Annotated in this window: 18 protein-coding genes and 2 pseudogenes; 12 read left to right on the top strand and 8 right to left on the bottom strand. The window is 49.8% G+C overall.

The features are described 5' to 3' along the window. Positions 1 to 411: 411 nt before the first annotated feature. Positions 412 to 663, top strand: a pseudogene (locus RDN66_RS23155) (SymE family type I addiction module toxin); the annotation flags it as partial. A gap of 249 nt (positions 664 to 912) precedes the next feature. On the opposite strand, the gene RDN66_RS23150 reads toward RDN66_RS23155, so the two are convergent. From RDN66_RS23150 to RDN66_RS23120, 7 genes are all read right to left on the bottom strand, one after another. Next, positions 913 to 1,416 (bottom strand): DUF1543 domain-containing protein, encoded by a 504-nt coding sequence (locus tag RDN66_RS23150; RefSeq protein ID WP_035894751.1) that lies wholly within the window; start codon positions 1,414 to 1,416, stop codon positions 913 to 915. A gap of 194 nt (positions 1,417 to 1,610) precedes the next feature. Then, positions 1,611 to 2,429 (bottom strand): phytanoyl-CoA dioxygenase family protein, encoded by an 819-nt coding sequence (locus tag RDN66_RS23145; protein WP_308538208.1) that lies wholly within the window; start codon positions 2,427 to 2,429, stop codon positions 1,611 to 1,613. A 27-nt stretch (positions 2,430 to 2,456) separates the two neighbouring features. Then, on the bottom strand, positions 2,457 to 3,608 hold the full coding sequence (argE, locus tag RDN66_RS23140) for an acetylornithine deacetylase (protein ID WP_202218001.1): 1,152 nt from the start codon (positions 3,606 to 3,608) through the stop codon (positions 2,457 to 2,459). Further along, positions 3,601 to 4,275 carry a DUF1028 domain-containing protein gene (locus RDN66_RS23135; RefSeq protein WP_202218000.1) on the bottom strand — a complete coding sequence of 225 codons (675 nt, stop codon included), beginning with the start codon at positions 4,273 to 4,275 and terminating at the stop codon, positions 3,601 to 3,603. The genes argE and RDN66_RS23135 overlap by 8 nt, the downstream gene beginning before the upstream one ends. Further along, positions 4,275 to 4,706: a RidA family protein gene (locus tag RDN66_RS23130; protein ID WP_035894744.1), complete on the bottom strand. Its 432-nt coding sequence runs from the start codon at positions 4,704 to 4,706 to the stop codon at positions 4,275 to 4,277. The genes RDN66_RS23135 and RDN66_RS23130 overlap by 1 nt, the downstream gene beginning before the upstream one ends. A gap of 26 nt (positions 4,707 to 4,732) precedes the next feature. Beyond that, complete coding sequence (locus RDN66_RS23125; RefSeq protein WP_202217999.1) at positions 4,733 to 5,989, bottom strand: NAD(P)/FAD-dependent oxidoreductase; 1,257 nt, start codon at positions 5,987 to 5,989, stop codon at positions 4,733 to 4,735. Positions 5,990 to 6,159: 170 nt separating this feature from the next. Further along, complete coding sequence (locus tag RDN66_RS23120; RefSeq protein ID WP_123651933.1) at positions 6,160 to 7,074, bottom strand: LysR substrate-binding domain-containing protein; 915 nt, start codon at positions 7,072 to 7,074, stop codon at positions 6,160 to 6,162. A gap of 486 nt (positions 7,075 to 7,560) precedes the next feature. Here RDN66_RS23120 and RDN66_RS23115 point away from each other — a divergent pair, with 486 nt between their 5' ends. From RDN66_RS23115 to RDN66_RS23100, 4 genes and pseudogenes are all read left to right on the top strand, one after another. Then, on the top strand, positions 7,561 to 9,081 hold the full coding sequence (locus tag RDN66_RS23115; RefSeq protein WP_035894741.1) for an amino acid ABC transporter permease/ATP-binding protein: 1,521 nt from the start codon (positions 7,561 to 7,563) through the stop codon (positions 9,079 to 9,081). A 26-nt stretch (positions 9,082 to 9,107) separates the two neighbouring features. Then, complete coding sequence (locus RDN66_RS23110) at positions 9,108 to 9,980, top strand: phytanoyl-CoA dioxygenase family protein (protein ID WP_202217998.1); 873 nt, start codon at positions 9,108 to 9,110, stop codon at positions 9,978 to 9,980. Positions 9,981 to 10,004: 24 nt separating this feature from the next. After that, positions 10,005 to 10,834, top strand: a pseudogene (locus RDN66_RS23105) (ABC transporter substrate-binding protein). 5 nt (positions 10,835 to 10,839) lie between these two features. Next, positions 10,840 to 11,571, top strand: a complete 732-nt coding sequence (locus tag RDN66_RS23100) for a class II aldolase and adducin N-terminal domain-containing protein (RefSeq protein WP_035894736.1) — start codon at positions 10,840 to 10,842, stop codon at positions 11,569 to 11,571. Positions 11,572 to 11,732: 161 nt separating this feature from the next. On the opposite strand, the gene RDN66_RS23095 is transcribed toward RDN66_RS23100, so the two are convergent. Further along, positions 11,733 to 12,257, bottom strand: coding sequence for a phenolic acid decarboxylase (locus RDN66_RS23095; RefSeq protein WP_081918546.1), 525 nt, complete (start codon positions 12,255 to 12,257; stop codon positions 11,733 to 11,735). Between the two features lie 934 nt (positions 12,258 to 13,191). Between RDN66_RS23095 and RDN66_RS23090 the strand changes: the two genes are divergently transcribed. From RDN66_RS23090 to RDN66_RS23060, 7 genes are all read left to right on the top strand, one after another. Continuing rightward, positions 13,192 to 13,641, top strand: coding sequence for a LuxR C-terminal-related transcriptional regulator (locus RDN66_RS23090; RefSeq protein WP_167540416.1), 450 nt, complete (start codon positions 13,192 to 13,194; stop codon positions 13,639 to 13,641). A 48-nt stretch (positions 13,642 to 13,689) separates the two neighbouring features. Continuing rightward, positions 13,690 to 14,226: a fimbrial protein gene (locus RDN66_RS23085; RefSeq protein WP_202218114.1), complete on the top strand. Its 537-nt coding sequence runs from the start codon at positions 13,690 to 13,692 to the stop codon at positions 14,224 to 14,226. Positions 14,227 to 14,300: 74 nt separating this feature from the next. Further along, the gene (locus RDN66_RS23080) at positions 14,301 to 15,008 is read left to right on the top strand and encodes a molecular chaperone (RefSeq protein WP_227675165.1); all 708 of its coding nucleotides are present in this window, start codon (positions 14,301 to 14,303) and stop codon (positions 15,006 to 15,008) included. A gap of 13 nt (positions 15,009 to 15,021) precedes the next feature. Continuing rightward, the gene (locus RDN66_RS23075) at positions 15,022 to 17,547 is read left to right on the top strand and encodes a fimbria/pilus outer membrane usher protein (RefSeq protein WP_308538207.1); all 2,526 of its coding nucleotides are present in this window, start codon (positions 15,022 to 15,024) and stop codon (positions 17,545 to 17,547) included. Between the two features lie 17 nt (positions 17,548 to 17,564). Further along, on the top strand, positions 17,565 to 18,890 hold the full coding sequence (locus tag RDN66_RS23070; RefSeq protein WP_123651870.1) for a fimbrial protein: 1,326 nt from the start codon (positions 17,565 to 17,567) through the stop codon (positions 18,888 to 18,890). Continuing rightward, complete coding sequence (locus RDN66_RS23065; RefSeq protein ID WP_202217994.1) at positions 18,887 to 19,651, top strand: molecular chaperone; 765 nt, start codon at positions 18,887 to 18,889, stop codon at positions 19,649 to 19,651. Before RDN66_RS23070 ends, RDN66_RS23065 begins: the two co-directional genes overlap by 4 nt. A gap of 1,086 nt (positions 19,652 to 20,737) precedes the next feature. Then, positions 20,738 to 21,520, top strand: coding sequence for a histidine phosphatase family protein (locus RDN66_RS23060; protein ID WP_202217993.1), 783 nt, complete (start codon positions 20,738 to 20,740; stop codon positions 21,518 to 21,520). Positions 21,521 to 21,755: the final 235 nt, after the last annotated feature.

Genomic DNA, 21,755 nt, shown 5'->3' with positions numbered 1-21,755 from the left:
CCTACGGTACCCTTACCCGTTTTCATTTCTGCGATCCCCCTTCCAGCTCCCACTATTGCCCAACCCAACTAACCGCTGTACCCTATTGTTGTACCTGCAAAATCAGGTGCCGGGATTGGAACCCTGACCAACTTCATCGACGACATACAGCGCGTTAGCGCTATTTTTATGTCGTGCGCATGGTCACATCTCAATGGTGGGCCAGCGGGGGCGTCGAAAGATGCGCCGGTGTCGATGAGGCCGGTAGTTCCAACCCCGTCTGGTTCCGCCACCAACGAGATTGGAACCTCTGGTGGAGGGAAATAACCATCACTCATCGGAGGCTGCCCCATGGCAACACCCCTCACCCCAACTACCGTACCCGACTTCACCCACTGTGAGTTTTACTCCTTCGTTGAAGGCCGCGCCGTTCACCTTGGTGGAGATTGGCTCTCTCAGGCCGGATTTATCGACGGCATGCCCGTTAAAGTCCGCGTAATGAAAGATTGTATTGTGATTACCCCGCAGAATACCCGCGAGCTATGGGGCTGCATTGAAGGTATGAGCGTCGCGAATATCAACCAGCGCAAAGTGAAAGCATGGCTGAAAACCTTCCCAGGTGCGTTGAACGATAGTGGGGATATTCCAGCGATTAAGCGGAGTAAAACGGGCGGGAAATTCTAACAACCACCGTAGCCCGGCCGAGCGAACACGGCCTCGGGGATGGGCCATTTTTGTGCTTGTGGTTTGGTTAGGCGCCGTTCCCGGCGGCGCTGCGCTTGGCCGGGCTACAGGGCGGTAGCTGGTGCGAGCAAGACGCCCCCGGGGCTGCCGCGCACGTTGACGAGACAGCGACGCTGAGATAGGAATACGTAAGTAGTGTGGGCGCTTCGCTGACCGTTGCGTCGGCAACGGCAGCAGAAGAATCCTGATTTAAACGCCTATCGGTAAATACCCCTGCCACTCAGGTCGAGCGCGGGAGCCGTTTTCACAAGGCGTGAGATGAATAAACATCTCACCGAGTTTTTCAAGCAGCAGGCAGTCATCGACCTCGACCAGATTGTCTTTATGTTGCTGAAAGGCACCACACAGCAGCGTACTCAACGCTTTTTTCTTCGCCTCCTGGGCACTCTCTGCGACAAACAAATCGTATTCGTGCAGCTCGGCAAGCGTGTCGGGGCTGTAGCCTCCCGCATTGACGAAAAATAATCTTAATGCTGACTGAGGTGGCTCAGGAGAAAGCGTGACAGCATAGCCGTCTGCCCAGGTAATACGACTGTAACCGTCGATATGAATTTTATCGCTATCGCCAAACCATGATTCACGGAGCGCAGGCCAGGCATCCTGAGGCTCGTTGGCTGCAACAAACTGAATATCATGCACTTCAATATTCGATTTTCCCGCATTCCCACCAATATAAAACATAAACAAATTCATGCTGAACCTCATAGGTTATTCTAATCGCTATATATTTGGCTATATATCGCTTTGTGTCGCAACTGACTCATTTCCTGACGTCGATGCTATTCGGCGCTGAATTTTGGTACTGAGATGAATGAGGGGTACAACACGACGCCGGGATAACACCAACGCCCAAACCTGCAGGCCTGGCCGCCACCCGGCATCAACAGCTAGCCTCTCGGCCAGACCTGCGGAAACAGCGGAGAGTCGAGCGGTTCACCATCTCGCAACCTCAGTTCCGGAAACGGTGGAGAGGTCACGCCGCCGCGATCGGCAAAAGCGGCGTCATCGCCCACCCAGCGGGCAGAAAAGACCCGTCGGGAACGCGCGGTATGATTTCCTCGCGCGCCATGAACGGTGCGAAAATGAAACGCCACGGCATCCCCCGGTTCCAGATCCCAACTGACGATATCGTATTCCTCTTCATGCGCATCGATGTCCGGCAGCGAGCGAAAACGGGCATGATCGTAGAGTTTCGTGCCGTTAAATCGGGTTGGGCTGAACTCGGCGTCCCAGCGGTGCGAGCCGCGAATACAGCGCAGCGAGGTGGCCTGTGCAACCGGGTCCAGCGGGATCCAGAAGCTCACGTTCTGCCGCCCAGAAACGCAATAATACGGCTGATCGTGATGCCATGGGGTCACCGTGCTGCCCCCCGGCTGCTTCACCAGCGTATGCTCATGGAAAAACTTCGCCGTCTGCGACTGCATCAACGCGGCGGCGATTTCTGCTGCCGCCGATTGGAACACGAAATCCTCAAACTCCGATATCCGCGACCAGTTGCAGTAATCCTGAAAAAACGGCGCCGAGCCATCTTTGGGGACCACCGTGCGCGCATACCCATATTCACTGGGATTCGCCATCAGCGCGGCAACGCCGCGGGAGAGCGGTTCAATCCACGGGGTGAATACGCCTTTCAGTAACACCACGCCATCGGCCTGCCAGCGGTCGACGGTTTGTTGATCAATAGGTGCAGTGAGATCTTTTTGCATCGCTTACGATCCTGTGTTGAGGGAATCTTAGGGTTCGGCGCGCATCCAGGCGCAGAGGTTCTCCAGCATCTGTGTGCAGCGTTCCATTTGCGGAATGCTGACGTATTCATCGGGTTTATGGCCCTGCGCCATACTGCCGGGCCCGCAAATCAGCGTCGCTACCCCCACGTCATCAAACAATCCCCCCTCGGTGCCAAACGCCACGGTGGAGAAATTATCGCTGCCGCACCACTGCGCCAGCCAGCGGGCAAAGTCAGACTGCGGGTCGTTGAGCAGCCCCGGATAATGACTTAATGGCTGAAACTGAATATCGCTGCGTGCGGCGATTTGCCGCATCTGCGGCAGCAATTGATGGGCATAGTCCGCCAGCGATGTCGTGACGGTGTCCGGGTTAACGTTGGGCAAATAGCGGATTTCAAAATCAAACCAACAAGACTGCGGGACGATGTTCAGCGCCGCCCCGCCCTGAATCATCCCCACCTGTAAGGTGCTGAAAGCTGGTGAAAAACGCTGATCTTTATGTTGCGCCAGCGCATCGCCCAATGATTCCAGCCGGGTAATCAATTTCGCGGCATAGTGGATAGCGTTAACACCCTGTGGCGCATAGGCAGAATGGCAGGCCTGACCTTCTACGCAGCAGCGCATCGCCAGTTTGCCTTTGTGCCCGTAGACCGGCTGCATTTCCGTTGGTTCGCCAATCAGGCACAGTGCGGGTTTCTCCGGCGAGGCCGCAATAAAATCCACCAGGCTGCGCACACCGAGGCAGCCCACCTCTTCGTCATAGGAGAACGCCAGATGCAGCGGCATGCGCAGCGTCTCTGCGCAAAAGGCATCGACGCTCGCCAGCACGCAGGCAATAAAACCTTTCATGTCGGCACTGCCGCGCCCGTAGTAACGCCCGTCGCGCTCGGTGAGCGCAAACGGTGGCACGCTCCAGGTCTGCCCATCGACGGGAACCACGTCTGTGTGACCCGAGAGCATCACCCCGCCCGGCCCTTCTGGCCCCAGGCGGGCGTAGAGGTTCGCTTTGCGCCCGTCCTGGTTGTAAAAACGCTGGCAAGTAATGCCACGCACGGCCAGAAAATCAGCAATCCAGTCAATCAGCGCCAGATTGGATTCGCGACTGGTGGTATCAAACGCCAGCAGCGCGGCCAGAATATCGCGCGCGGAATTATTCATCGCCCGGCACGCCGTAAGATGGTGCATCGCGCGGGTCCAGGGCGCGGGTAATGTAGGCCTCCATCTGCGGTTCATACGCCAGCCATAGCTGCTCCAGCTCGGCGATCGGATCGTCGTCCGCCCAGTCAACGCGCAGGTCGACGACCGGCCAGGCATAATCTTCCACCACTTTCACCGCCGCCGAGTGCACCGGCCCGGCTTCGCCACCGGCGGCGATCCCCGCGCGTAACCCGGCTATCAGTCGGCTGGCCAGTTCCCCGGTCGCGTTTTCAAAGGCTTCAACCATGGCGGCAATGACGCCGCGCTCCGCCAGCATATTCCCTGCGGCCACGCAGTTCTCACCTGCCAGCGTTTCACCAATACCCAATGTGTGTTCACCGCTAAAGATGGCAATTTCGCCACTGGCGTCAATCACCGTCACCTGGCGATACTCGCTAAAACGATCCTCCGCCAGCGCGCGGTTCAGCGCCTGCTCCACCGACTCGCCTGCTTCCAGGCTAGCAAGAATATGCGGCCCCAGAGACGGCAGCGTGATGTTCTGGCTGGAGACCGCGCCTACGCCCGCCAGCAGCCACGGGCAGCGTGCGCCCACGGCAATGCTTGAAGAGCTAATCGCGATACCTAACTGCCCGGACTCAGGGCACAGTGCTGCAATCGAAATCGTCATTACGCCACCTCGCCGTTCCAGTCGTCCGGGATCACCGCCGTGACGTCAATTTCCATCAGCCACTGCGGCTGCGCCAGCGCCGACACCACCACGCCGGTTGAGATAGGGAAAACGCCTTTCAACCACTTGCCAACTTCCTGATACACCGGCTCGCGATAGCGCGGGTCGATAAGATAGGTGGTGGTTTTCACAATGTGCGTCAGGTCGCTGCCCGCTTCTTTCAGCAGTTGCGCCACGTTCTTCATTGCCTGTTCCGCCTGCGCGCGCGGGTCGCCAAGGCCAATCAGGTTACCGTCAAAATCGGTACCGACCTGACCGCGTACGTACACGGTGTTGCCCGCACGCACCGCCTGGCATAAATCGTTGTTCAGCGACTGGTTCGGGTAGGTCTCTTTGGTGTTAAACATGCGAATACGGGTATGGGTTGGCATCGTTGTGTTCCTTTATTCACGGATTATCAGGATGGCTGGTAGTGCTGGTACTGGCGCTGGATAGCAATCTGGTCGGCGATGTATTTCGCGTCGTGCCACACGCCCCAGATAAAGGTTGAACCGCGACGCGACAACCACGGCAGGCCCAGGAAATAGACGCCCGGCTCGCTAGAAACACCGCGGTGATGCTGCGGACGCTGCGCATCGTTAAAAGCATTCACCTTCAACCAGCGGTAATCGGTGGTGTAGCCGGTGGCCCAGATGATGGTGGCGATCCCGGCCTGTATCAGATCAAGACTTAACAGCGGTTCGGTGACGCACGCCGGGTCCAGCAGGAACTCGCGGGCCGCCGGTTCTTCAGGGAGATCGAGACCGTTGCGGGCGACATAGGCGTCCGCCGCATCGAGCAGTGCCAGATAGGAGTCGTCGCCGCGTCGAATGTTGTCGGCCAGATCGTTCTGGAAGGTGGCTGTTGCGCCGTCAAACGATTGGGTTTGCCCCACCAGCGTTACGCCCTGGTAGGCAAGCTGACGGAAATCCACGGTATGGCCACCGCGCGCGCCGCTCACCGCAATGGTAACGTGTTCTTTGCCCGGCTGATTTGCCGCGGCGTCCCATAGCCCAAGCACCCCAAGCCACCAGCAAAAATCGCGATCACGATAGCGGCGCGGTGGGCGGTCATGCGCGCCGACCGAGAGCCACACGTTACGCCCCGCACGCTGCAATTCATCGGCAATCTGCACGCCGGAAGAGCCTGCGCCAATCACCAGCACGCCGCCGTCGGCAAGCTGCTGCGGGTTGTAATACTGCGCGGAATGAATTTGATCGATGGCATCAGTCTGTGGTGCGATCGCCGGGATCGTCGGGCGCTGGAACGGACCGGTGGCGGCGACAATGCGCTGCGCTTCAATTACGCCTTGCGAAGTTTCCACGCGAAAACCCGGGCGGCCCTTCAGGCGCTCAGCGCTATAGACCTCAACGCCAGTACGAATGGGGGCGTTAAAACTACGGGCATAAGCCGCGAAATAGTCCGCAATCTGTTCTTTGGCGACAAAGCCGTCGGCGTCGCACTCCGGGAACATCATGCCGGGAAAGCGGTCGTGCCAGGCCGGACCGTTGGCGACTAGCGAATCCCAGCGGCCGGTGCGCCACGCCTGGGCGATGCCCTGCTTTTCCAGTACCAGATGCGGAATATCGAGCGTCGTCAGATGTTCGCTCATGGCGACGCCCGCCTGCCCCGCGCCAACCACCAGGGTATCGATTTCGGTAATGTGTTCTGTCATTTCTCTGTCCTTCAAGCACGGTTGCCGACGTCTTCGCCGGAATTGACAGAACTCAGGTTATGTAACTGTGAGGAAATCGTAAATTATTATAAAACGATCGTCTGAATAGAATTTTATGAGGGTAGCCGTAATGCAATAAAATAAACCTGCAAGTTATGCAGGCATTATTTTCATGCGCATGAAGGCGTTAACTCAATACTGCGGCAATAATCCATAAACAGCTGCGTCGGGCGCGTTGGCTCATTGTTGGCAAGATGCGCCATAATTAATGTTGATGCAGGCATCTCATCAACAATATCTCGCTGCACCACCCTTTCACCGTCATAGGTCATATCACAATACGGACGCGTGACTAATACCGAAAAACCTAATCCTTGCCCCACCATGCAGCGCACCATTTCAATGGACGGCGAACTGTAGGCGACTTCCGGGTGATAGCCTTTTTCTTTAAATATCGAGATAAAATAGTTTTTACTGGGGACGGCATCCAGCAAGATCATCGGTTCCCGGCTTAATTCCTGTAACGTCACCGCCGATTTTTGCGCTAATGGATGTGAGGCTGGCAATAATGCATAGGGCTTGTGCGGCGCGTTCAGCCGCTCTTTGTTAATGGAATGCCCCAGTTCGAGATCGTAAACCAGCGCTAAATCAAAGCGCCCGCGATGCAGGCCATGCATTAATTCATGCTGCTCACCGTCGTATAAATGCAGGGTAATTTCCGGGTACAGCTTTTTAAACCCGGCCACCAGTTTTGGCATATACAGCGGCGCCACGGATTCAAAGCAACCCACTGAAATCATGCCGGAAACCAGCTCTTTATCTGCCCGTGAGTTCTGCTCAAACTCCCACGACAGGCGCAGCAGTTCTTTGGCTTTATCGTAGATGCGGCGGCCACTGGAGGTGAGCGACACGCCCTGAGCATGGTGGCGAATAAACAGCTGTTGGTCGAAGGTGCTTTCCAGGTTTTTTATCGCAATAGAAATTGACGGCTGCGCAATATGCAGCTGGCGGGAGGCCTCGGCGATACTTTCCGTCTCCACGACCGTCACAAAGTACTTCAGCTGTTTGAGTGTAAATCGGTTCATCGCATCACCATTGATAAAAAATTGTTCATTGCTCATCGGAAATAGTTTCCTGCTATGGCGTTGCAATCCTCATGCCATTTAACCCAAACGGGGTATTTATCCCCAATACGGAGTGCTGATATTTATCAACGGCCATTTTATTAACGCTGTTATTTTCTGATTGCACCATCACGAGCCATGCTGCACTATTACCACGCACTTCCTGCCCCGATAATGTGCAAATACCTCTCCTCGTCCTAAATAGCGTTATTTAATTTCAGTGATTGTTTTTTAATTGTTTCATCTCGGCATTGAGATAATCACTTTACATTCCATAACGTTAATATCGCTGCATAGTTTTTTTAAACTTAAAGACCAAAAATTTACTAATTGCCTCGATGAACATCCTGCCAGCATAGTGTCATTGCACGATGAATATCGGCGACGTTGGATTAATGCACCATCACGTTGCTTCCATTTCTGTTAATTATGGCGAGTAAATAGCCCATGACGTTTAACTGGAACTACATGTTAAGCCTGCTCAGCGATGTCGATTTTTGGCAGGCCACCTGGACCGTCATTAAATTAAGTCTGCTGACCTGGGGCTGCAGTATTGTGCTGGGGTTTATTCTGGCGCTGGCCAAACAATCGCCGCGTGCCTGGTTAAGCACACCGGCCCGACTTTATATCTGGCTGTTTCGCAGTATGCCGCTGCTGGTGTTGCTGATTTTTGTCTACAACATGCCGCAGGCGCTACCGTCCGTTGCCCCTTTGCTTAACGATCCGTTCTGGGCCGGGCTCATCGCCATGGTACTAAGCGAATCTGCCTATATTGCCGAAATTCACCGCGGTGGGCTGCTTTCCATTCCCCGTGGGCAAAGCGAAGCCGCGCGGGCGCTGGGTTTGCGCTACGCCGGCATTCAGTGGCGAGTCATTATTCCTCAGGCGCTGCGCGTCGCGCTGCCAGCGCTTGCCAACGAATACATCGCTATTGTGAAACTCAGCTCGCTGGTGTCGGTTATCTCACTGACCGAAATTCTGATGGTTGGTCAGCGTCTCTATTCGCAGAACTTCCTCGTCATGGAGACGATGGCGGCGGTCGCCTTCTACTACATCCTGATCGTCACGGTGTTTGATTTCCTGCTCAAGTGGCTGGAGAAGTATCTCGACGTCACCCAGCGCAAAACCACCCGTCAGGTTGACGCTGAAATGCAGAAGCTGGCCACCGCGCAGCGCCCGGTGATGGCGCGAAGCGTTGCGACCGCTGAAGAGCCCGCGCTGCAGGCCTCGAAGCTGCACAAAGCCTATAACAATGTCGAAGTGCTCGGCGCGGTAAGCCTCAAGATCCAGCCAGGCGAAGTGGTTTCGGTTATTGGCCCGTCCGGCTCGGGAAAAACCACGCTTATCCGCCTGCTGAACGGCCTGGAACAAATTGATAACGGCGAAATCAGCATCAACGGCCAGCCGTTTATCCACCTTGAGCGTCAGGGTCAGCAGAAGCCACGCTTTATGGAAGAGGCTAAGCATCGCCTGAATATCGGCATGGTGTTCCAGAGCTTCAACCTGTTCCCGCACCTCACCGTGCTCGGCAATCTGCTGCTGGCACCGCGCTACCACCGCCTGGCGACCGATGCCGAGCTGCGCCAGCATGCCTGTGAACTGCTGCATAAGGTCGGCATGCTGGAACACGCGTGGAAGTATCCGCACCAGCTCTCCGGCGGCCAGCAGCAGCGTGTGGCGATTGCCCGCGCGCTGATGATGCGCCCACAGATCATGCTGTTTGATGAACCGACCTCAGCGCTGGACCCAGAAAAGGTTAACGAAGTGCTACAGGTAATTGAATCCCTGGCGCATGAAGGCATCACCATGGTCATCGTTACCCACGAGATGAACTTCGCCTTCAAAGTCTCTGACCGAATTGTATTTATGGAAAAAGGCCGGGTGGTCTGTGACGACACGCCGCAGGCCATGCGTAGCGGGCAACACCCTCGCGTCGATGCCTTCCTGAAAGATGTCTCTTTGGCTTAATCATTCGTACTTGAAGAGGAACCACTATGATCGCGCAATGGCAAATCGAGCAGTTTCATCAGCAGGGTTATCTGGTTGTCGAAGGGGTGCTTTCCAGCGATGAAATCGCCGCATTGCAGACCGATTTTGACGGCTGGGTGGAAGAGAGCCGCGCCCACGACGCGGTATGGGGCGAGACGCTGGACGGACGTCCGCGCTTTGACCTTGAGCAGGATCATTCGCCGGATCACCCTTCTCTTCGCCGCGTCACCTCGCCTACCGAGATCTCCGCCGCCTATCACCACGCGGCGCTGAACTCGCGGATGGCGACCATCGCCGCCCAGCTTATCGGCGGCAGCGGCACCCGTTTTCATCACAGCAAAATTAACTCCAAGCTGCCGCACACCGCCACGCAGGTGAAATGGCATCAGGATTTTCTGTTCACCCCGCATAGCAACGACGACATCATCACCGCGCTGCTGATGGTGAGCGACGTCACCCCGGAGAACGGCCCGCTGAATGTGGTGCCCGCCAGCCATAAAGGGCCACTGTGGTCGCACTGGCAAAACGAGCGTTTTACCGGCGCGGTGGATACCGACGTGGTTGACGCGCATTGCCAGCAGCCGCAGGCCTGCTTTGGCCCTTCGGGCTCCGTCTGCTTTATGCACACGCGCCTGCTGCACGCTTCAAGCCCGAACGAGACCGCACAGCCGCGCACGATGTTCATCAGCGTCTATGCCGCCGAAGACGCGCTGCCGTTTGGTGAAAACCCGCTGCCGAGCGCCCACGCGGGTCAACTGGTCGCGGGTGCAGAGAGCGGCCTTGTGCGCAGCACCGTGAACCAGCTTCGTCTGCCGCAGAAACCACGCGGCGCATCCTTCTTTGTTCAACAGGCCGGTGCCGACAGCGCCAGCATGTAATTTGCTCATTTTTCTGGAGGTTTTATGACACGTTTGACTGCACTGCGTCCTGTTGCCCTGCTCCTTTGCGCCGCTGGCGCGCTGACGTCCTTTAGCGCGCTGGCCTTCCAGCACGACGGCAAGATCACCGCCGGTTCGGACATGACCTTTTTCCCGTATGAATATATGGAGAACAATAAACCGGCCGGGTTCGATATCGAGTTTCTCGATGGCCTGGCAAAAACCATGGGCCGGGAAGCGGTCAATATCGACACACGCTTCCCGAACCTGATTCCTGGCTTACAGGGTGGCCGTTTCGACATCACCAACTCGTCGATGTACATCACCGCCGAGCGTCTGAAGGTTATCGACATGGTGCCGTATCTGAAAAGCGGCGAAGCGATTCTGTCGCTAAAAGGCAGCGACTATCAGCCAAAAACCCCAGAGGAGTTCTGCGGCCATAAAATTGGCTCGATGGGCGCAACCTCCTGGCTGGCGCAGTTGCAGAAGCTTTCCGTCGACTACTGCGTGAAAAAAGGTCTTAAGCCGATTCAACTGAGCGAATACACCACCGATCCGCAAACCACTCAGGCGATGCTCTCCCGTGCGTGGAAGCGCAGATCACCGATGCGGCGGTTGCGCGTGGGGTTGTTGAGAAGCTCGGCGACCGCGTGGTGATCTCCTCCGAGACGCTTATCTACCCGGTGCTGAACGGCTATGGCGTGAAGAAAGGCAATACCGAGGTGAAAACCGCGCTTGAGGAAGGTCTGAAGAAATTCAGCGCCACGCCGGAATACGCCGCGCTGCTGAAGAAATACAATTTCCAGGCACCGAGCGCAGAGGACCTGCAAACCCTGATGCCAAAAGCGGAGTAATCACTATGCGCTACTCGCACGAAGAGCAAACCCGTATCGATCTCGCGGTGACCTTTCGCATCATCGCCCAGCTTGGGATGCATGAAGCGGTTGCCAACCATTTCAGCGCGGCGCTCTCACCCGATGGGAAAACGTTTCTGCTGAACCCGAAGTGGAAGCATTTCTCACGCATTCGCGCCAGCGACCTTTTGCTGCTGAACGCTGATGATGAAAGCTGCGCGGCGCGCCCGGACGTGGACGCCACCGCATGGGCGATTCACGGGCAAATTCACCAGCGCCTGCCGGACGTGCGAGTGGTGCTTCACCTGCACCCGGTCTACACCACCAGCCTCGCCTGTCTGGCCACGCCGCAGATCCTGCCGGTTGACCAGAACACCGCCCGCTATTTTAACCGCGTTGCCGTCGACACGCTGTACGGCGGCATGGCGGACACCACCGCAGAAGGCGCAAGACTGGCGGGGCTGCTGGCAGATAAACGCCGCCTACTGATGGGCAACCACGGCGTGCTGGTGACAGCACCCAATATTGGCGAGGCGTTTGATGATATCTGGACGCTGGAACGCGCTTGCCAGATTCTGATTACCGCGTGGTCGACCGGGCAGCCGCTGAAGGTGTTATCGGATGAAGTGGCGGAAAAGACGGCGCAGGATTGGGAGAAGATTGCGGACTTTTCGAGACGGCATTTTGAGGAGATGAAGGAGATGGTGATTGAGAGGGATCGGACGGTGTTGGATTGATGAGGTGCGGCCCGGAGAAACCTGGGCCGGATTCGTTTTTACGGGGTAAATAGCGCAGTCTAAAACTGTGAGTTCTCCGGTATAGTGAGTATCTACTTTACCGGGTGATTTCCCATCTTTCCTGCCGCCTGCGGCTTTCTTAGCGGGCAGATTATTCGCTTTTACTTACCATCAAAAAAGTTATCAGGAAGCTGGCCAGGAGGCATGTTGATAACCTCGTCATTGTCGGCACCTTCATTTTTCATATAGGTTACCTGGGCAAACTCAGGGATGATGACATAAGGATAGGCTGGACCTTCATCGCGGAAGCGATGCATATCTTCGATGAACTCATTCTGATAGCAGATGGTTTTTTCTGGGTGCTGCCCTTCGCCGGCAATCCACTGTGGGAAAAAGATTGTCCCATGTACGAGTTTACGTTTCAGATCAAACAGCAGGCTCACACAGGTTCCAGTCGGTTCATGCCAGTCGACTTTGTAGATGCCCGGAGCAAACTGGATGGCATGCATTTTCTGATTTGTCACCCAACGCCCACCAACTAACCCCTGATGAATACGGTAGTCGCAGGTATTGTCATTACGTGCGTACCACTCATATTTCCAGCCGTTGTCATAGGTGTATACGAAGTGGGTTCCCACGAACTCTGACAGGTCGGAAGACATCTCTTGCAGTGAACGGTTTTCCATATTCTTATCCTTGATGATAAATATCGTTGAACTTTGAGTATGAACTCTAGTGGTTGAGATAAGGATATGGTTTAAAAATCAAATTAAAAAGTGCGATTAATGAATGGGATTGATTCAAAAAATAGTTCTATTTATCTTTGCTAATGCTTCCACTGCTGCCGTGGTCGATGTCCCGTCACTTTTCGCGCTCTCCTCCGAACTGGGCTATTTGCAACGGTTGCCGGTCAGCTGGATTATGCTTTCATAGCTGTATCTGTACTTTATGGGGTTTCGCATGCTGCGTACCAGAATTCAGCCTATCCCGTGCACTTAATACTGTTCCAATCATCCTCTGCGACTCTATTAACTTGACCGTTTTTCGGCCTCACCTGTAAACATTTTTTCATCACAACATCAATATTGACGCCCTTCCCGTATATGGCTGTATAAATAACAACCAGCAGATTAAGAACTCGCCTCAAATATTACTTTTAATGAAAAATCATCATGTTCTTCACATCACTCAATAAATCAATGATTTACACGAAAACGGATTGAATAAAAATATAATTCTATACCCCCAGGAAGGGTTATAGACAATGACAATTTATAATGAAAATTCCTAGTATAAACATGAAAAGTCTTAATAAACCTCATAATATGAATAAAAACCAAACTGATTGTATAGGAGAATATATGAAGATAATCCTTTGTAATTTAAATGCATTTCATTTGTCTTAAATCAAATTACAGTTATTATGATGTTAATTCTTAATATCCTGAATTGACTGAGGCTTAATCATTGTTTGACAAAGGATACAAACTGCTGTGCCAAAGTTGTGCATTGAAATGTGAGATCTTACCGCAGCGAATGGTGAAGTCCGCTAATTGTCTCAATGGTCAGGTAAGTATATGGCCTAATAGCAATATGTTTTTTACGGATGGCCTTCTTGATATGCTCAAATCCACAAGAGCGATAATCATTGGTAAAGGCTACTTATTTGTAGATTTCTCGTATTACAACATTAAGTACTTTTTAAATACTGACTGGAATGCTCGCTTGGTTAGTTCGGGGTTAACTGTCATCCTGGTTACCGATAGATATTTAAAAGCTCTTGCTCTGTATTTTCAAAGCATCAATCCAGGAATCAAAGAAGTGCTTAGCAGTACCGATGGTGTGATTGTCTTCAGGAGGAGGCTTGAATACTTTTTATCAGGAAGAAGCATCAGTACAAGAAGTTATGGAAAAATAAACTACACAGAACTTCAGGTGCTTAAGTATCTAATCAAAGGAATGTCTGTCCAGGAAATAGCTTCTCGTACATACACCACTGACAAGAGAATATATAACTTACGCAGCTCAATAGAACGAAAAATGGGCATTACAATAAAAAGGATGCTTTAACTTATGGAAAATCAACATACGTGTTATGCAATCAATAAAGGAAAAATCATGTTAAAGAAATTACTTGTCTTATCGTTAGCATCAGTTTCAGCATCCAGCGTATATGCTGACTCGACCAACACAGTGCAATTCAAAGGGGAAGTCAGCACCCAAACCTGTTCCGTCAACATTAACGGCAATGAAGCTAATCCAGTTGTATTGCTGCCTACAGTTTCGACAAGCTCTCTGGCAACCGCTGGCGCAACTGCAGGTGAAACGACATTTACCGTGAACGTTACCGGCTGCGATGTTGCTACGGCTGATACCGCGATTAAGACGGAATTTGCTGGTAATAATATTACGACCAACGGCAATCTTGGCAATACGGGTGATGCCACAAATGTATCAATCCAGTTGGTCGACAGTGATGCAACCACACCGTTATCTTTCGCCTCAGGCTCAATAGCCACAACCTCAGCCATGACGCTGGCTACCGGTGCTGACTCGACGTCACAAGATTTAATCGTCCGTTACTATGCTGAGGATACCGGTGTTACTGCAGGTACCGTCATTGCCAGCGCCCAGTACGCAATCACCTACGAATAGTTTTTTAAATATGCGTTAACCCTAAATTGATGCAGTTTAGGGTTTTAATACTATTAGATAAATGGCCGTTATTAATGTTACATGTTAATAAGTATATCATCATTATTTTCCTGTTCGCTTTCATCAATAAAACAATGGCGAGTGTAACATTGGTCGGCACCCGCATTATCTATAATTCGGCATCAAAGGAAAAGACATTACAGTTTAGCAATCAAGACAATAAGCCTTCTTTAGTGCAGATATGGGTTGATAGCAAAGCGAAAAACTCCTCACCGGATAAGGCATCTGCACCATTCATTATTACACCACCTATTTTCAGGATTGACGCCAAAAAAAGTCAGTTAGTTAGAATCATGTTTTCAGGCAAGGAAAAATTACCTGCGGATAGAGAGTCTGTATTTTATTTTAATTTCCTCCAGGTTCCCGCGGTCAATGATGAGGATAAAGACAAGAATAAACTCCTGTTAATGGTGACCAATAACCTAAAGTTGTTCTATCGCCCGGCCAATCTTCAGGGTGACCCTAATCAGATGGCAGATAATTTGTTGGTTTCAAGGACAGGTAATTCACTGACGATAAAAAATCCGATGCCATTTCATGCCAATATAAGCTCGGCAACGATCGTTAGCAATAATAAAATAGAAAACATTAAAAATATAAAAATGATCGCCCCTTTTTCCTCTCAAGATTTTCCGATTCAGGGAACGTTTAAAAAATCTCAAGTGACATTGAAAGTTATCAACGATTATGGCGTAGAAATTAAACGGACTTATGATTTTTAACAGGTTTGCTACTATGAACTTACTTAATGAAAAAATAAATTTCTTTATCTGGAATACATTTATTATTTTTCCATTTAGTTTTCTTGCTCACGGTGCGGATGACGGATTTACATTTGACACCTCATTGTTACGCGGCAGTTCACTTAACAATGCAATGCTTGATAAATTCAAACAAGAAGAGACTATAGCGCCTGGCAAGTACCTGCTTGATGTCTACGTTAACGGGAATTTTGTATTCCGTGATGATATATCAATTGAGCGAGATAAAGACAGTCATACATCTCCCTACTTTACCCTGAAACAGATTCAAAACATTGGATTGAAAATAAAAGCTCAGGAGGGTACGAAAACTTACCCTCTCGGCGCTGATATAAAGTCCACCATTGATCTGCCGCAGTTAAGAATAGATCTGAGCATTCCCCAGGCTATGATGAACCGTAGGCCTCGTGGATATATCACTGAAAACATTCTCGAATCTGGCGAGTCAATGTTTTTCATGAACTACAATCTCAATCAATATCATGTGAGTTATAAAGAAAGCAATATCAGCGATCTGAACTCTACCTATGCAAGCATGAATGGCGGCATAAATTTGGGTCTGTGGCGTTATCGCCAGATATCAAACCTACGTTATCAAAGCGGGAGTGGCACTAACTTTGATACGTCTCGACGATATGTTCAGCGAGCCATTTATCCGCTCAAAAGTGAAGTATTATTAGGGGAAGGGTTTACCACCGGTCATTTCTTTAGCGGTTTGGGGTTTCGAGGCATAAAATTAAGCTCGGATGAACGTATGCTTCCTGATTCATTGCGCGGATACGCACCAACCGTTCGTGGCGTAGCTAATTCAAATGCTCGCGTAAGGGTTATTCAAGGTAAGAATGTACTATATGAAACTACGGTGGCTCCCGGCCCCTTTTCAATAGAAGATCTTTACGCAACCAACTATGCAGGTGATCTAACCGTTATCGTGACCGAGGCGGATGGCTCGACGCATTCATTTTCCGTTCCTTTTGCTGCGGTTCCTGAATCTATGCGCCCAGGATTATCAAGATACAGCTTTACGTTAGGCAAAACGCGGTACGTTGGTGATGACGATCTATTCAGCGAATTAACATGGCAACGCGGGTTAACAAATGAGCTAACGCTTAACCTTGGTAACCAATTTGCTGATGGCTATCAGTCAATAATGCTTGGCGGTGTATACACCAATTCATTTGGGGCCTTTGGGATGGACACAACATACTCCCATGCGAGCCTCCCTGATGATGATGCCGCAGGATGGCTTATGCACCTGTCATATAGCAAAACGTTTCAACCCTTTAATACGACATTGTCCATTGCAGGATATCGCTATTCAACCGACGGTTACCGGGAAATGGGCGATGTACTTGGTCTGCGCAAAGCGGCTAAAAACGGTGATGCGTGGTCATCCACGACTTATCGTCAGCGTTCTCGCTTTGAGTTATCGCTTAATCAAAATATAGGTGATTTGGGCAACCTGACATTATCAGGTTCAATACAGGATTATCGTGATAACCGTAATCGCGATAAGCAGCTGCAATTCGGTTGGGGAAAAATATTCAATAATGGAGTGGCATTAAATCTGTCAGTAACGAAGTCGAGAACATTAAGTTATGCTTATAACTATAACGACCAATACGATTATGGTTCTAGTGCCAGTTATAGTAATATATATAAATCCCAGACGACTACAGCATTATCATTAACTTTCCCGCTTGGACGAGAAATGAATTCACCCAGTGTGTCAGTAGTGGCAAACAACACCAAAGGTCAAGGAAGCAGTTACCAGACGTCATTATCTGGCAACGTGGGTGATGATAATCCTGTAAGCTACGGCGTTAAGTTCTCCACAGATAACACCAGTCACCAAAATATCTGGGGAGGTAATCTTCAAACTCGATTACCTTACGCTAATGTCACCGGCTCGGCATCGACATCGCAACAATACTGGCAAGGTTCAATGTCCTTACAGGGTGCTGCTGTAGTGCACCGTGGAGGGATTACCCTTGGCCCATATGTGGGAGACAGCTTTGCACTTATTGATGCGCCAGGAGCCAGGGGAGCCAAAATTGTGGGCGGACAGGGCTCAAAAATTGATTACTTTGGTTATGCTTTGGCGCCATCGTTGACGCCATATCATTATAATACGGTAGCCTTAGATCCACAGGGTATGAATAATAAAGTTGAACTTGAAGATGGTCACAAACGTATTGCGCCTTATGCCGGAGCCACCGTTAGAGTGAAATTCAACACTATCAATGGGCAAGCTATTTTGATTACGGCTAAAACGCTAAATAATAAAATTATCCCCATGGGGACTTCTGTTCTCGATTCAGACGGGAAAGAAATAGGTATGGTCGGGCAAGCTAACCAGGTATATCTGCGTAGCGTAAAACAGCATGCCAAAATCACCTTGAAGTGGGGCAATCAAGATAATCAAAAATGCAATTTAGAATATGATTTACCCACTAACCTTGATGCGCCTGTTGCGTTACTTGATGCTCAATGCCGTTAGTTTACCGAGGAACCACTATGTATAATTTATTTTTCTCCATCGTATTTCTATCATTGTGTTATACATTACCCTCTTACGCCACCTGTACACGCGTCTCGCCCACTGTGGATGCCGGGTGCGATACCTGTGGTGTCGGTATTGGCCTTGGAAGAGTTAACCTTACAAGTGCATATCTTCAACCGGTGGGCACCCCTTTAGGTAGTAGCACTTTTAACCTTACTTCAGGTGTTCGTTATTCGGATCCCGACCAGGTGCTTTATCAATGTGCAGCCAGTGATGCTGGAAGTATTTATGAAGTATTCGCCACGAACGGCGATGACCGTGTCGGTGGATATTATGACCTGGGGGCCGCTGACGGTTATCCTAACTATTTTGCCACCTATTTTCCTTATGTCGGAATTAAGCTCACGCATCTGAATTCGGGGCTTGAGTTCACACGCTATTGGCAGCAATATCCAATTAAAAGCTATGCCACTACATCCGATGGATATATTCAGATAAGGGTTAAGGATTTTAGTTCAGTTCGCGCCGACCTGATTAAAATCAGTTCACTGCCCGGCCAGGGGGCAAATCAGTACTGTGGTTATAGCGCATCGGACTTAACATACGGTATGGCGTCAACAACCGGAACGTCTACTTACAGCTGCGCCCAACCCAACGGCTATGTGACTTTTGCAGGCCCAGGCATTGAATCTGACACAGTAGGTAGTGATTCCGCAACGAACTATAGTGTCTGGGGAACCGGTCGCTGGAATGCATTTGGCATGGGCACTTCTCCAGTTTCAACGCTTACGCATACCGCAACATGTGTTGCCCGTAATGTGACCCCACTGGTTTTATTACCGACGATTTCTGTTTCCGCATTAAATAATGGTTCATCTTCTCAGGCCCAATTCGTCATTAACATTGAGTGTGATAACTCAGCGGTATCAGGTGTCAGTAGCGACGGAACAGCGTTGGGTTTACAGGTTCCCTATGAAGCTTACACCCTTGCTCAGGAACTCGGCCTCGTTAATTCAAGCGGCGGTGTGAGCTATCTTCTTTCCGATGGTTACGGTACTGATAGCAGCGTAGCAACCGGCGTTGGAATTGAACTTTCAAACACCGAAACTGGAACAGCCATGAATTTTTTAGGTTGGGCAGCTTCCAATCCTTCCAGCTTAACCGGCAATGCCGGCGGATGGTACCCGGTGCTGGATGGTTCAACCAGCAACGGTAGCACAACTGACGGCTACACCCACTACACCACGCAATTAACCGCAACGCTTACCCGAATTCCAGGGGAAACCGTAACAGCGGGTAAGGTTGATGCCAAAGCATATATCTGGGTAAAGGTCCAATGAGTCCGATTAAAATATCATTACTACTGCTCCTCAGTGCTGTTTTCATTGCCTCGTCGGGTCAATATGCAAATGCTGGAATTATTGCATCAGCCACCCGGGTTATTTTTGTTGAGGGTGACAATGAAAAAAGCCTGATGCTTGTCAATACGAATGCCTACCCCGTCATTGTTCAGACCTGGGTTGATGATGGCGACATTAAAAGCACGCCAGATTCTACTGTTGCACCATTCGTATCGTTGCCTGGTGTATTCAAAATGCATTCAGGAGCCATGAAAGGTTTACGTATCGTAAGGAATAACTTAAGTCTACCTGATGATAGAGAATCCGTTGCCTGGCTTAATCTTTATGAAATACCACCTGGCAAACCAACGATACCGCCCTACCAGACACAGGTGACTCTGGCCATGAATACGCAAATGAAGATTTTTTATCGTCCGCATAGTATCGCTAAAAAAGCAGGCCTTGCTGTCAACCAGCTTAGTTTTACAGTCAGAAAAAATGGCCGTTCCGTATCGCTGACCGGTAAAAATGATTCATTATTTCATATCTCATTTGCCAAAATCTCACTCTTAGCCAACGGTAAGAAATATGAGGTCAAACAAGAAAGCAACATGATGATTGCACCACTGAGCCAGAAAACGTTTGAGGTTGAAGGAGCCGTTGAATCCTTTAATGATAATGCGACCGTCGAAACTTCTATTATCGATGATGAAGGCCATCAGTTTTCCCGCACATTTAGCACGGAGTCTCAACGGGAGTGAGATAATCTGAAACTACTAACCTTGCAAACTTGTGTTTTGTAACGTTGGAAATCGCCGTATTTACTTGCCCCCTCTCCACTTATAAGGACATACCTCTTTAGGGTTGTCCTTTGCTACTCTTTCGTAACCATTGACTGTATAAGTCTAAAATAGATATTCCTACCCCTTTTCATTAGACAGACAAACGAATAAATCTATTGATAGATCTCAATGAATAGTTGTTTGCTGTTAATCTCACCCATAAAACATAATCAAGATCAATTCCCCCCCTCTCTTCTCATTATATATTCTGTGAAAACCCAGTCATCCTTCAGGTTCTTATTCTCCAGAAAGCGATACTAATTTTACTCGCGTTACGTTATTTGACGAGATACTGTATGATTAAAAAATTATCAATGATAGCGCCAGTTTTTTCCTTACTTTGTTCTTCAAGCCTGGCTTTTGCCAGCTCTTACTCGTCAGGCAGTGATGTTCATTTTCTAGGAAAAATAGTAGAACCGTCGTGCTTTGTTAGCACAAATAACAACCAGGTCAGGTTGTCATGTGGACGTACCCAAGAAGCCAACACGTACGTGTTAACCTCCAGAAAAGCATCCGGCAACCTCAATGATCGATTTTATTTCTCATCGTCACTGAAGAAGATCAACGATAAAACCAAGCTAATTACCCTAAGGGTTTTATATAAATAAAGACCTGGCATCACGCTTTTAGTATTGTGATGCCTTTTTCTTCAATACGCCTTCACCCATTATCATCAGTTTCGCTATCAACCACAGTTGTGTTGATTCCCCCTACCGCGACGCTGCTCGCTGAAGTTCAACGTGCTATCAGAGTTCTTTGCCATGCAAAATATTCGGGGCCAGGTGGGGTTGTCAAAAGTGATTTAATTCACAAGTTCACTATTTTTTGACGGTAACGCAAAAAACAGGAACTTTTAAAACAAAAAAAAGGAAGACATTGTTAAACAAAATGTGAGTATATGAGTTTAGTGATGGATAGTAATACTGCATCATATCACGCGCTTTAATATTTATTATCGATTACTTCCTGGATATTATAGATACACTTACGCTCAAAGGACTCTGTATGACTATTATAAATAAGATTATCCTTGGTATTGTTTCGGCAATGTTCTTTTCAACTGCCGTAGCTGAACCAGTAGAAAAATCAAATATAGAAAATAAAGAAATAAAAATCTATATCGTAAGACACGGTAAAACGATGTTCAATACGCTCCACCGGGTGCAAGGTTGGTCAGATTCACCACTAACAGAAAAGGGCAAGAAAGACGCCTATATGGTGGCTAATGGTCTTTCAACAATCAAATTTGATATCCTATACACCAGCGATCTTGGTAGGGCCAGGGAAACCGCTAGTATAATTAAAAGCAAGCAACATAGTAACTTAGCTGTTATCGAAGATAACAGACTCAGAGAGTGGAACTACGGAGGGTACGAAGGCGGCTTAGATGGTGAGCTGTGGACGCCGATTTTCAAAAAGTGGAATCTGAGCTATGACAAAAACTTCACTCAGTGGGATCAGTTGATGAGTAAGGCGACTGATAGGGATATTGCAAATGAAATCAGTCAAAACGATCCCATGCATTGGGCCGAAAACTACCAACAGATTGAAACACGGTTACATGATTCTCTAGAAGATATAGCAAAAAATGCCGAAAAAAACGGTTATAAAAATGTACTGGTAGTTAGCCATGGTGGGGCTATTGGCACTATTATCGACACACTTACACCAGGTAAAGAGGCTGTGCCGTTAATTGATAATATGAGTGTTACCACCTTATCTTACCAGGGAGACGGCACATTTAAACTGATTAAAGCTGGTGATATGTCCTACTACCAAGCCCATTAATCTCTAAAGCAGTTCCCGCTCCCAGCTAATCTGCCCTGGCAGTCGTAAACCATTTAATATTATACCGGGAACCCATACAACTATAGGTTCCCGGGTAAATAGTAAAACCAACAGGCTTAGGGAAGGTGCGAATAAGCGGGGAAATTCTTCTCGGCTGACTCAGTCATTTCATTTCTTCATGTTTGAGCCGATTTTTTCTCCCGTAAATGCCTTGAATCAGCCTATTTAGACCGTT

It is taken from the genome of uncultured Kluyvera sp. (assembly GCF_902485085.1).
Classification (GTDB): Bacteria; Pseudomonadota; Gammaproteobacteria; order Enterobacterales; family Enterobacteriaceae; genus Kluyvera; species Kluyvera ascorbata.
Note: the sequence above shows the minus strand (reverse complement) of the source record. Positions and strands in the feature narration are given on the sequence as shown.

Bases quoted from the DNA above. Each gene is read 5' to 3' on its own strand.
- RDN66_RS23125 (WP_202217999.1), bottom strand. From the start codon at position 5,989: ATGACAGAACACATTACCGAAATCGATACCCTGGTGGTTGGCGCGGGG.
- RDN66_RS23115 (WP_035894741.1), top strand. From the start codon at position 7,561: ATGACGTTTAACTGGAACTACATGTTAAGCCTGCTCAGCGATGTCGAT.
- RDN66_RS23150 (WP_035894751.1), bottom strand. From the start codon at position 1,416: ATGAATTTGTTTATGTTTTATATTGGTGGGAATGCGGGAAAATCGAAT.
- RDN66_RS23070 (WP_123651870.1), top strand. From the start codon at position 17,565: ATGTATAATTTATTTTTCTCCATCGTATTTCTATCATTGTGTTATACA.
- RDN66_RS23100 (WP_035894736.1), top strand. From the start codon at position 10,840: ATGCGCTACTCGCACGAAGAGCAAACCCGTATCGATCTCGCGGTGACC.
- RDN66_RS23060 (WP_202217993.1), top strand. From the start codon at position 20,738: ATGACTATTATAAATAAGATTATCCTTGGTATTGTTTCGGCAATGTTC.
- RDN66_RS23120 (WP_123651933.1), bottom strand. From the start codon at position 7,074: ATGAACCGATTTACACTCAAACAGCTGAAGTACTTTGTGACGGTCGTG.
- RDN66_RS23065 (WP_202217994.1), top strand. From the start codon at position 18,887: ATGAGTCCGATTAAAATATCATTACTACTGCTCCTCAGTGCTGTTTTC.
- RDN66_RS23145 (WP_308538208.1), bottom strand. From the start codon at position 2,429: ATGCAAAAAGATCTCACTGCACCTATTGATCAACAAACCGTCGACCGC.
- argE (WP_202218001.1), bottom strand. From the start codon at position 3,608: ATGAATAATTCCGCGCGCGATATTCTGGCCGCGCTGCTGGCGTTTGAT.
- RDN66_RS23095 (WP_081918546.1), bottom strand. From the start codon at position 12,257: ATGGAAAACCGTTCACTGCAAGAGATGTCTTCCGACCTGTCAGAGTTC.
- RDN66_RS23110 (WP_202217998.1), top strand. From the start codon at position 9,108: ATGATCGCGCAATGGCAAATCGAGCAGTTTCATCAGCAGGGTTATCTG.
- RDN66_RS23090 (WP_167540416.1), top strand. From the start codon at position 13,192: ATGCTCAAATCCACAAGAGCGATAATCATTGGTAAAGGCTACTTATTT.
- RDN66_RS23075 (WP_308538207.1), top strand. From the start codon at position 15,022: ATGAACTTACTTAATGAAAAAATAAATTTCTTTATCTGGAATACATTT.
- RDN66_RS23130 (WP_035894744.1), bottom strand. From the start codon at position 4,706: ATGCCAACCCATACCCGTATTCGCATGTTTAACACCAAAGAGACCTAC.
- RDN66_RS23080 (WP_227675165.1), top strand. From the start codon at position 14,301: ATGTTACATGTTAATAAGTATATCATCATTATTTTCCTGTTCGCTTTC.
- RDN66_RS23085 (WP_202218114.1), top strand. From the start codon at position 13,690: ATGTTAAAGAAATTACTTGTCTTATCGTTAGCATCAGTTTCAGCATCC.
- RDN66_RS23135 (WP_202218000.1), bottom strand. From the start codon at position 4,275: ATGACGATTTCGATTGCAGCACTGTGCCCTGAGTCCGGGCAGTTAGGT.